The 11,537-nt window shown below is 36.5% G+C and carries 10 protein-coding genes; 5 read left to right on the forward strand and 5 right to left on the reverse strand.

The features are described from left to right. Positions 1–4 precede the first annotated feature (4 nt). From gyrB to dnaA, 5 genes are all read right to left on the reverse strand, one after another. Complete coding sequence (gyrB, locus tag NFR82_RS01270; RefSeq protein WP_251716342.1) at positions 5–1,963, reverse strand: DNA topoisomerase (ATP-hydrolyzing) subunit B; 1,959 nt, start codon at positions 1,961–1,963, stop codon at positions 5–7. After that, positions 1,964–3,091, reverse strand: a complete 1,128-nt coding sequence (recF, locus tag NFR82_RS01275) for a DNA replication/repair protein RecF (protein WP_251716343.1) — start codon at positions 3,089–3,091, stop codon at positions 1,964–1,966. A 5-nt stretch (positions 3,092–3,096) separates the two neighbouring features. Further along, the gene (yaaA, locus tag NFR82_RS01280) at positions 3,097–3,312 is read right to left on the reverse strand and encodes a S4 domain-containing protein YaaA (protein ID WP_251716344.1); all 216 of its coding nucleotides are present in this window, start codon (positions 3,310–3,312) and stop codon (positions 3,097–3,099) included. A 215-nt stretch (positions 3,313–3,527) separates the two neighbouring features. Then, the gene (gene dnaN / locus NFR82_RS01285; RefSeq protein ID WP_251716345.1) at positions 3,528–4,658 is read right to left on the reverse strand and encodes a DNA polymerase III subunit beta; all 1,131 of its coding nucleotides are present in this window, start codon (positions 4,656–4,658) and stop codon (positions 3,528–3,530) included. A gap of 176 nt (positions 4,659–4,834) precedes the next feature. Then, positions 4,835–6,199 (reverse strand): chromosomal replication initiator protein DnaA, encoded by a 1,365-nt coding sequence (dnaA, locus tag NFR82_RS01290; RefSeq protein ID WP_251716346.1) that lies wholly within the window; start codon positions 6,197–6,199, stop codon positions 4,835–4,837. A gap of 458 nt (positions 6,200–6,657) precedes the next feature. Between dnaA and rpmH the strand changes: the two genes are divergently transcribed. The 5 genes from rpmH (at position 6,658) to mnmG (ending at position 11,510) form a co-directional block, all read left to right on the forward strand. Then, positions 6,658–6,798 (forward strand): 50S ribosomal protein L34, encoded by a 141-nt coding sequence (rpmH, locus tag NFR82_RS01295; RefSeq protein ID WP_008472873.1) that lies wholly within the window; start codon positions 6,658–6,660, stop codon positions 6,796–6,798. 52 nt (positions 6,799–6,850) lie between these two features. Further along, entirely contained in the window at positions 6,851–7,219 is a 369-nt protein-coding gene (gene rnpA, locus NFR82_RS01300) for a ribonuclease P protein component (RefSeq protein ID WP_251716347.1), read from the forward strand. A 1-nt stretch (position 7,220) separates the two neighbouring features. After that, positions 7,221–8,090: a membrane protein insertase YidC gene (locus NFR82_RS01305; protein WP_251716348.1), complete on the forward strand. Its 870-nt coding sequence runs from the start codon at positions 7,221–7,223 to the stop codon at positions 8,088–8,090. 118 nt (positions 8,091–8,208) lie between these two features. After that, positions 8,209–9,594 carry a tRNA uridine-5-carboxymethylaminomethyl(34) synthesis GTPase MnmE gene (mnmE, locus tag NFR82_RS01310; RefSeq protein ID WP_251716349.1) on the forward strand — a complete coding sequence of 462 codons (1,386 nt, stop codon included), beginning with the start codon at positions 8,209–8,211 and terminating at the stop codon, positions 9,592–9,594. 20 nt (positions 9,595–9,614) lie between these two features. Continuing rightward, complete coding sequence (gene mnmG, locus NFR82_RS01315; RefSeq protein ID WP_251716350.1) at positions 9,615–11,510, forward strand: tRNA uridine-5-carboxymethylaminomethyl(34) synthesis enzyme MnmG; 1,896 nt, start codon at positions 9,615–9,617, stop codon at positions 11,508–11,510. The last annotated feature ends 27 nt before the right edge of the window (positions 11,511–11,537 follow it).

The raw sequence follows: 11,537 nt of genomic DNA on the forward strand, positions 1-11,537 counted from the left end.
CCTCCTAGGCATCCAAGTTCTCTACGTATTTAGCGTTTTGTTCGATAAATTCACGTCTTGGGCTAACTTCATTACCCATCAATAATTCAAAGACTTCTTCTGCATCTTTAGCAAGTTCTGGACTTACTCGGTCAAGACGACGATTTTCTGGGTTCATAGTTGTTTCCCAAAGTTGTTCTGGGTCCATTTCACCAAGTCCCTTGTAACGTTGAACAACTGGCTTAGGGCTTGGTTGTAAACTACCTAAGTAATCATGAAGCTCTTCATCTGTATCAAGATACTTAACAACTTTACCTTGACGAACTTGATATAGAGGTGGCTTGGCAATATAAACATATCCCTTTTCAATCATTGGACGCATGTAGTTGTAGAAGAGCGTCAATAAAAGTGTACGGATGTGAGCACCATCGACATCGGCATCAGTCATGATAATAAGCTTGTGGTAACGTGCTTTTTCAACATCAAAGTCTGCACCAAATCCAGTACCCAAAGCAGTAAACAATGAACGGATTTCTTGGTTAGCCAAGATACGGTCCATTGAAGCCTTTTCAACGTTTAAGATCTTACCTCTGATTGGCAAAATAGCTTGGGTTAAACGAGAACGACCTTGCTTAGCAGAACCACCGGCTGAGTTACCTTCGACGATGAACAATTCAGAAATACTTGGATCATTACTGGTATTGTCGGCAAGCTTACCAGGTAAGTTGGCAATTTCAAGACCTGACTTCTTACGAGTTACTTCACGAGCACGCTTAGCAGCATTTCTTGCACGTTCAGCAAGTTGAGCCTTTTCAACAATCTTTCGACCAACACTTGGATTTTCAAGAAGGAAACGACTGAACGCTTCTGAGAAAGCACGGTCAACAGCAGTTCTAGCATCTGAGTTACCAAGCTTAGTCTTAGTCTGACCTTCAAATTGAGGGTTAGGGTGCTTAACAGAAACAACTGCGGTCATACCTTCACGAATATCTTCACCAGAAAGATTGTCATCTTTGTCTTTTAAGATCTTTTGCTTATGAGCATAATCATTAACTACACGGGTTAAAGCTGTCTTAAATCCAGATTCGTGCATCCCACCTTCATAAGTGTGAATGTTGTTAGCGAAAGTCATCATGGTTGTCTTATAACCATTTGTATATTGAAGAGCAACTTCAACGTTAATACCGTCGTAGTCACCTTCTACATAAATTGGAGTATCAAAGAGCACTTCTGTTCCGCGGTTTAAGAAAGATACATATTCTTTAATACCACCTTCGAAGTAGTAGACATCAGTTTCGGCAGTTTCTTTACGTTTATCAGTGAAAGTAAGCTTCAATCCCTTGTTTAAGAAAGCAAGTTCACGAATTCTATTCTTTAAAATTTTGTCATCAAAAACAATGGTATCAGTAAAGATATCTGGATCTGGATAGAAATGTACGGTTGTACCATGTTCAGTCAAAGGTACAGTTCCTACTTGGTGCATCTCTTCCGTTACTCGACCATGATCAAAGGAAATTGCATATTCTTTACCATCACGCATAACGGTAACATCAAGTTTAGTTGATAAAGCGTTAACTACTGAAGCACCAACACCGTGAAGACCTCCAGATACCTTGTATCCGCCACCGCCGAATTTACCACCAGCGTGAAGCACAGTGAAGACAGTCTCAAGAGCTGGACGACCAGTTTTTTCTTGGATATCAACTGGGATACCACGACCATCATCTTGAACCGTAACGCTACCATCTTCATTGACTGTAACTTCAATCTTAGTCGCAAAGCCAGCTAAACGTTCATCGATACTGTTATCAATAACTTCCCATACCAAGTGGTGTAATCCCTGGGAACTTGTTGATCCAATATACATACCTGGACGTTTACGAACGGCCTCTAATCCGCCTAATACTTGAATCTGACTGGCATTATATTTATCAGCTTCTTCTTCATATTTTTTTGCATTCTCAAGCTTTTCTTTATCAGCCATTTAATTCTCCTTTTTCAAACTAATCTCGCCGGATTGAATATGATAAATCTTCGGCTGTTTAATTATTTCCCAGGAAATTCCTTCCAAATCCGTGGTGGTAATAAAAGTTTGCGTCTTTCCATGAATATAATCTAAAAGCGCACTTTGACGATCATGATCTAATTCGCTCATCACGTCATCAAGTAAGAGTATCGGATATTCGTCCGTTAAATGATGTACTAATTGAATTTCTGCCAATTTTACACTCAAGGCAATTGAGCGTTGTTGCCCTTGAGAAGCAAACAAGTGAGCATTTTTTCCATCGAGCTTAAATTCAATATCATCTCGGTGAGGTCCAGACAGAGTAGTCGCTTTTCTTATTTCATTATCTTTAGTTTTCTGAAAATTGGCTCTCAGCTTTTCATAAATCTCTTCCCTGCTATCATCGGACTTTATTCCGGAAATCGATGGATGATAAGCTATTGTCAACTTTTCCCCAGCCAATGAAATGTGATCATACGCATCACTAGCTGCACTACTCAAAAATTTCAAAAATTCAAACCTACGAGAAATCACCTCAGCCGCAATTCCTGCTAACTGATCAGATAGCACATCTAAAAAGATATAGTCTTTAGTTTCCCCTTTAGCCAAGCGTTTCAAATATGTATTCCTTTGCAATAATACCTGTCGATATTTACTTGCATAAAATAAATATTCCTGACTAATTTGACCAAATTCTTGGTCCATGAAGCGTCGTCTTAAAGCCGGTGCTCCTTTTATAAGATCTAAATCTTCCGGTGAAAACAATATTGCATTTAATTGTCCCACATAAGTTGATAACTTTGATTGTTCAACTCGATTGATCCAAACTTTTTTACCCTTTTTAGTAATTAAAACCCGCAAATCTAAATCTAACTGACTTTTATGAATCTTACCCCACAAATTGGCATATTCTTGGTTAAAAGCAATTAATTCTCGATCGCTATTAGTTCTATGTGAACGAGTCAAAGCCAAAAAGTAGATCGATTCAAGTAAATTAGTTTTTCCTTGGGCATTTTTTCCAATAAAAATATTAATATTCGGATCAAACTGAGTATCAATCTCTTTCAAGTTACGGTAATTTTGTAAGACAAAGTGATCGAGATACATTAATATTAACGAAATTCATACCGCACGTTGTCGACTTCTAATTTGTCACCAACATGCAACTTCTTCCCACGACGATCTTCTTTTTGACCATTTAAGATCACCGGATTATCGCGTAAATACCATTTTGCTTGTCCACCAGACGAAATGATACTCTCTTCTTTCAAAAATTGACTTAGAGTTACATAGTCTCCATCGATTGTAAAAATCTTAATAATACTCACCTTCAATACTCTAACTATACCTAATAATTATATTCGTAATTCAGATAAAAAACAATCATATTTCGCATTCTAAGGCGTTTTGAGCGGATTTTGTTTAAATTAATCAGAACATAGCCATTAGGGTTTAAAATTATATGACGTCAATTTTAAGTACATAGAGAAAAATTGAATAAGAAAAAAGCCATCGACCGATGGCTTTTTGGTTCCTTTTAATTTTAAAATGTCCTAACTGGTGTAATTAATTGGACAAATTGAACATCATCCTTATTAGGAATAACAGTAAATGGACGAAGTGGCTGCGTGAACTTCATGATTACAGCATCCGTAATTGAAGCACGTAAAGCATCCCTCAAGTAATCTGGGTTAAATGAAATTGTCAAATTATCACCTTGAAGATTTTTAAAACTTACTTCTTCTTCAACGTTACCAATTTCTGCAGAGGTACCAGTTAAAGTTACAGTTTGTTTATCAGTATTTAAATCTAAGTTAACAACATTATTACGACCAGCGTGAGTTAATAAACTTGCACGATCAAGCGCACTTGAAAGTTCTGCTAAATCAATTTCAATTTCAGTTGTACTTTCAGTTGGAAGTAAACGATCAGTGTCTGGATAATTTCCATCTAAAAGTCGAGAGTAGAATGAAATATTGCCAATTTGGAATAAAGCTTGGTTATCTCCTGGACAAAGTTTAACTTCTGGATCAGCTTCACCAATAATTCTAGATAGTTCTTGCAAACTTTTACCTGGAATAATCAAGTCGGTTTCAGTTTGAGGTCCGTTTTCTAAAGATATAATTCTTTGAGATAAACGATGTGAGTCTGTGGCAACAGCCTTGATGCTTTCAGGACTAAAAGTAAAGTGAACCCCGCTCAACACGATTCTACTTTCTTGAGTTGAAACAGCGAATTGTGTTTCATTAATAATTTCACGCAAAACTTTACCAGCAATAACAAAAGAGGACTCGTCAGGAATTTCTGGTAAACGAGGATAATTATTTGCATCTAACCCATTAATTGTAAATTCACTATTTTCAGATGAAATTTTAGTTTGAAAACCTTCTTTTACTTCAAATGAAAAATCTTTACCTGGAAGTTTCTTTACAATTTCACTGAAAAAGCGGGCAGGTAAGACAATTGATCCAGTGGATTCAACTTGAAGATCTTCATTTACAGGTATCTTAATTTCAATAGAAATATCTGTATCACTACCTGTCATTACTAATTCATCATCTGAAAGTGTTAATTTGATTCCACTTAAAATAGGAATAGTGGCTCTTGAAGAAATTGCGCGCATTACATTATTTAGATTATCAATAAATAAATTGCGATTGATTGAAAATTTCATGTATACCCTCCTGATTTCATGTACGCTTTTTTATTATTTATTATATATTTATTTAGTTAGTAGTAGTAGACCCTGTGATTTATGTTGATAACTCAAGTAAATCTTAAAATAAAGGAATTTAGCAAGTTGAAAAGATGTGAATAAACTCAAAAGTTTTCCACAGTGGATAACTTTAATTAATGATCCAATAATTGCTTCAAATCATACACAGCCGTTTTAATATCTGAGTCGGTTTTTAATTGACGTTCGATTTTTTCATAGGCATGCATGACAGTTGTATGATCTTTACCACCAAATTCTTGACCAATTTTAGGTAAACTGGAATCTGTCAATTCTCTTGAAAGGTACATGGCTATTTGGCGAGGTATGACAATTTGCCTTACTCTCTTTTTACCTTTTAACTCCGCTGTTGAAGTTTGGAAATAATTTGCGACTACTTCTTGAATCTTAGAGATTTGCAATCCCCTATTCTTTTGGACTAATTTGAGATCCGTTAATGCTTCTCTAGCCAAATTGATATTGATATCTTCTTTTTCAATAGTTGCATGAGCCTGGACCTTAACTAGGGCCCCTTCTAGTTCACGGATATTTGTATCTACTTGGGAGGCAATGTAATCTAAAGTATTTTCTTCAATAACTAATCCATCTGCTTCTGCCTTTTTACGTAAAATTGCGATTCTGGTTTCCAAATCTGGAGGTGTAATTTCAACTTGGAGACCCCAAGTAAATCTAGATACCAATCGCTCAGATAGATCAGGTATTTCAGTTGGTAAGCGATCGCTAGTCATTACGATCTGCTTTTGATCATTATATAAAGTCTCAAAGGTATGGAAGAATTCTTCTTGAATACCTTCTTTTTTTGCAAAAAATTGAATATCATCAACTAAAAGCAGGTCACATTTGCGGTATTTTTCACGGAATTTGTCCTGCGTTTTATTTTTTATTGAATTGATAAAGTCATTTACAAAAGTCTCACTTTGGATGTAAACCACTTTTGCGTCGGGCTTTTCTGCTAGCATTTGATGACCAATAGCTTGCATTAAGTGAGTTTTACCTAATCCAACACCACCAAAAATAAATAAAGGATTATAAAAACTACCAGGGCTATCTGCAACTGCAAGTGCAGCACCGGCAGCTAGTTTGTTTCCTTCACCTTGAACGAAAGTATCAAAGGTGTAGTTATCATTTAAACGTAAATCTTTGGTAAATTCATTTTGAGTAGGTGTAGGTATATTTTTTTTAATTTCATGCTGAGGTTCAGGAGTCACAATTCGCTCGGGACCGTTGTCGCCTTCAATTTGAAAAGTTGGTAAAATTTCAATTCCGGCGTAACCATATGCTGATTGAATTAATTGAGAAGAAAGATTTTTTTCCCAATATCCCTTTGCAACGGGATTTTGGACTGCAATTGTTAATTCATGCGAATTTTTATCATATGATAATGGCTTTGTGTTCTTGAACCATGCATTATAGGCAACTTCGTTGAAACGTTCTCGCATTTCATCGTTGAAATGTTGCCAAAATTTGTCAATGTCGAACAAAATGCATTCCTCCTATAGTAAAAAGCATATTTATTTTAGCATTTAAATAAAAAGTTTTCCACAAGTGTAAAAAGTAAATCCTCAATCAACAGTGTGTGGATTACATTAATTCATATTTTTTTAATCATTGTGAAACAATGGAAAATCAAATAAATTTTAACAGGCATCTGTGGATAAAATACTAAGTATTATAAGGCTTTGAAGATAATTTTTGAAATAATATCCACAATCTGTGGATAGAGTTTTTGACAGCTTGTGACTTGTGGATAAAATTGCGAATAGCTATGTGCATTTTAATTTGTGGATAATTTTTATTTTCTTTTTTCCACAAAAAAATTAATAAAAAACCTTGTAAAGTCGCGGTAAATTTGAATTTTCCTCTTGGTTTTTTACATTAATCGTGCTATCCTTAATAAGAAATTGTGCAAGTTGGCACATAAAAATGGAGGTGCAGTTTAATGACAACTAAAAGAACTTACCAACCTAAGAAGCGTCACCGTTCACGTGTTCATGGTTTCATGAAGCGTATGAGTACAGCAAATGGCCGCAAGGTTTTAGCAAGACGCCGCGCAAAGGGTAGAAAAGTCTTATCTGCTTAAACCACTGAAATCCCAGTGGTTTTTTTAGTCTACTAGAGTGGAATGAAACGTTTTGAGAAAATCCTATCGTGTAAAATCTGAAAAAGATTTTCAATATGTATTTAAAAATGGTGATTCAGTTGCGAATCGAGCCTTTGTTATCTATAAAATAGAAAGAGCAGAAAATAAACACTTCAGAGTGGGAATTTCTGTCGGAAAAAAGGTCGGTCACACCGCAGTTGTTCGGAATCGACTCAAGCGTTACATTCGTGCGGTGATTACCGAGCGAAAACTAGATATCGATCCGCATATTGATTTTTTGGTAATCGCTAGACCATCAGCTCGTAATTTTGACATGACTAAGGTACGCAGAAATTTAGTTCATGCTCTGACCTTGGCTCACGTCATTGAAGAAATGCCAAACGAAAATGAGGAAAATTAGAGTGATAGACATTTTAAAAAAGAAAAATGTCAAACGTCTGATTGCAGTTCTTTCGATTGTGGCTATTGCATTTGTATTAACCGGATGTGCTAGTACAGCGACTGGACAGCAAGCACCTATTTCACATACTAGTGGAAATTGGTGGGATCGCTGGATCGTTTATTACGTTTCAGAATTCTTATTGTGGCTTGCCAAATTATTAGGTAATAATTACGGTTGGACAATTATTGTCTTTACTATTATTATTCGTATAATTCTTTTGCCTCTTAATGCTATTTCAATTAATAGTACAAGGAAGATGCAAGAAATTCAGCCACAAGTTAATGAATTACGTAAGAAATATCCTGGACGTGACACAGAATCAAGACAGTTATTGTCGCAAGAGACCAATAAGTTATATAAAGAAGCTGGTGTAAATCCATATACAGGATGTCTTCCAATGGTGATTCAACTTCCTGTTATGTATGCCTTGTATCAAGCAATTTGGCGTACACCACAACTTCAAAATGGACACTTCTTATGGATGGATTTAGGAAAGCCTGATCCATACTACATCATGCCTATTTTAGCGATGGTCTTCACTTTTATTGCCACATATATCAGTCAAATGTCTACCCCTAGATCAGCCCAAAATGGTATGACTAAGGTTATGACATATGGTATGTCTTTAATGGTAGGTGTAATGGCAATTGGATTCCAGTCAGCCATTACTCTTTACTGGGTTATTTCTAACCTCTTCCAGGCCGTTCAAACATTTATCTTGCAAAATCCGTTTAAATATAAACGTGAGCAAGAAGCTAAGGCCGAAGAAGAACGTGAGCGTAAACGTCGCTTAAGAAAAGCTTACAAGCGTATTGGACGTAAAAAATAGAATATTAATCTAAAATCATTTTTAGATAAAGTAGTCAAAGTGCTTTATCCATCATGATCTATTTGTCATGGTGGTATAATGCGCTTTTTTTATTGAGAAAAGGAAAAAGGTAATAATTATGGCTCAAACTTTAACTGAGTTCGATACAATTGCAGCAATTTCTACACCAATTGGTGAAGGTGGAATCTCAATTGTTAGAATGTCCGGTGAAGATGCAGTTGAAATTGCAAATAAAGTTTTTAAAGGTGCTAATTTATCTAAAGTACCAACTCATACTATTCATTACGGACACATTATTGATCCAAATTCAGAAAAAGTGATTGATGAAGCGATGGTGACAGTCCTTAGAGCGCCAAAGACTTTCACGCGTGAAGATATCGTTGAGGTAAACTGTCACGGTGGAATTGTTGTAACTAATGAAATCTTGCAACTACTACTAGCTAATGGAGCTCGAATGGCTGATCCTGGTGAGTTTACTCGTCGAGCATTTGTTAATGGACGAATTGACTTAACTCAAGCAGAAAGTGTTATGGATATTATCCGAGCTAAAACTGATAAGGCTCGTCAAGTAGCGATGGGGCAGCTTGCTGGAGGACTTCTTGAAAAAATCCGTACAATGCGCAAGGAGATTTTGGATACGCTTGCCAACGTTGAAGTAAATATTGATTATCCTGAATACGATACAGATCAAGTTACTGCTAAGCAAATGTCAGATACTTCTAGGGATGTAATCAAAAAAATCGATGAATTGCTTAAGACTTCTCAAGAAGGAACTATTCTTCGCAATGGTCTTGCGACTGCGATTGTTGGGCAGCCTAATGTTGGTAAATCATCACTTTTAAACTATTTAACTCAAAGTGATAAGGCAATCGTTACCGATATTGCAGGAACTACTAGAGATACGCTTGAAGAGTACGTTTCAGTTAATGGAGTACCACTAAAATTAATTGATACTGCTGGAATTCACCAAACTGAAGATAAAGTTGAAAAAATTGGGGTAGAGCGTTCTCAAAAGGCTTTAAAGCAAGCTGATTTGGTTTTACTTTTGATTGATGGTAGCAAAGATTTAAACGATGAAGATAAAGCTTTGATCAAGGAAACTGACAACAAGAAGCGAATCATCATTTTAAATAAGATGGACCTAGGACAAAAGTTATCAGCTAATGAAATTAAGGAACTTACTGGTAGTGAAGTTATCTCAACTTCAATTTTGAAGAATAAAAATCTTGATGCATTGGCTGATCTTATTAAGAAACTTTTCTTCTCCGGAATTGAAAATTCTAATGATCAAGTAATGGTAACTAACCAAAGACAGTCCGGTTTGCTTAATAAGGCTAAAAAAGAGCTTGAGGATGTAATTCAAGCCGTTGAGGATGATATTCCAGTTGATATTGTTCAAATTGATTTCACCGGGGCCTGGGAAACTCTAGGCGAAATTACTGGAGATAGCGCCCCAGATGAATTGGTTAATACTTTATTTAGTCAATTTTGTTTAGGTAAGTAATTTTTGGAGTGATTTTACAAATGAGAGAATATGATACAAATGAATATGATGTAATTGTTGTTGGGGCAGGTCATGCTGGCTCTGAGGCAGCGCTTGCTAGTGCAAGAATGGGTCTTAATACTTTAGTTGTCACAATTGGTCTTGATATGGTGGCTTTTATGCCATGTAATCCATCTGTTGGAGGTCCAGCTAAAGGAATTGTAGTTCGTGAAATTGATGCTTTAGGCGGACAAATGGGTAGAAATATTGATGCTACCTATATCCAAATGAGAATGCTTAATACTGGTAAAGGTCCTGCAGTACGTGCACTTCGTGCTCAAGCCGATAAGAATAAGTATCATGATGAAATGAAGCGTACGATTGAAGATACTCCTAATTTGACTTTACGCCAGGCAATAGTTGATGAGTTAATTGTTGAAGATGGTGTCTGCAAGGGTGTGGTCACTAATACTGGTGCAAGATATCATGCTAAAAGCGTTGTCCTCACTACAGGGACAGCCGCTCGCGGTCGTATTTTTATTGGGGAATTAAATTATTCAGCAGGTCCAAATAATACTATTCCTGCAGTTAAATTATCTGAAAATCTTGAGAAACTTGGTTTCAAGCTTCGTCGTTTCAAGACTGGTACTCCTCCACGTGTAAACAAGAACACAATTGACTTTTCTAAGACTGAGGAAGAACCAGGGGATGAAACTCCACGCCATTTTTCATATGAAACTAGTGATGCAGATTATTTGCGTGATCAAATTTCATGTTGGATGACTTACACTAATCCAGTCACTCATGACATCATTAATGAGAACCTTGAAAGATCTCCAATGTATTCTGGACAGATTGTCGGAGTAGGCCCTCGCTACTGTCCTTCAATTGAAACAAAGGTTGAAAGATTTGCGGATAAGGATCGTCATCAAATATTCCTTGAACCTGAAGGTAGAAATACTGATGAATATTATGTTGGTGATTTTTCAACCTCAATGCCTGAAGAAATTCAGCTAAAAATGCTCCATAGCGTTGCTGGACTTGAACATGCGGAAATGATGCGTCCTGGTTATGCGATCGAATATGATGTCATTGATCCATGGCAATTAACCCATACTTTGGAAACAAAGAATATTAAGAACTTGTTTGCGGCAGGTCAAATGAACGGAACTTCCGGTTACGAAGAAGCTGCGGGTCAAGGCCTGATTGCCGGAATCAATGCGGCTCTTCGCGCTCAAGGTAAGGAAGGTTTCACTTTGGGTAGAGATGAAGCTTACATTGGTGTCTTGATTGATGACCTGGTAACTAAGGGAACTGAAGAACCATATCGTTTGCTTACTTCACGTGCAGAATATCGTTTAATTTTGCGTCATGATAATGCCGATCTTCGGTTAACTCCATATGGTCATGAACTTGGCCTCATTTCAGACGAACGTTATCAAAAGTTTGAAGAGAAGAAGCGTGAAATTGAAGCTGCCAAGAAGAAGCTGGCTTCAATTACAATTCACCCAACTGATGAAGTACAAGAATATCTTGAAAACATCGGTGAAGATAAGTTGAGCGCAGGTCTTAAGGCTGATGTATTATTACGTCGTCCTCGTGTAAAGATTGATGATATTGAAAAGATTACTGGCGAAACTATTTCTGATGATCGCTATGTTAAAGAACAAGTTGAAATTAATATTAAATATGCAGGATATATAAAGAAAGAAAAAATCAGAATCGATCGTTTGCATCGTCAAGAGGCCAAAAAAATTCCAGCTGACATTGACTACAATGCGATTGAAGGTTTGGCTACTGAAGCCCGTCAAAAATTTGAAAAGATTCACCCAGAAACACTTGCTCAGGCCGAACGTATTTCTGGAGTAAATCCAGCCGACCTTGCAATTTTGAGTGTATATATTCAAAATGGTCGGTATTCAAAAGTAAAGAAATAAAAGTTATCCACAAAAATAAAAATAGCG

The sequence above is a fragment of the Lactobacillus agrestimuris genome (assembly GCF_943193025.1).
Taxonomy (GTDB): Bacteria; Bacillota; Bacilli; order Lactobacillales; family Lactobacillaceae; genus Lactobacillus; species Lactobacillus agrestimuris.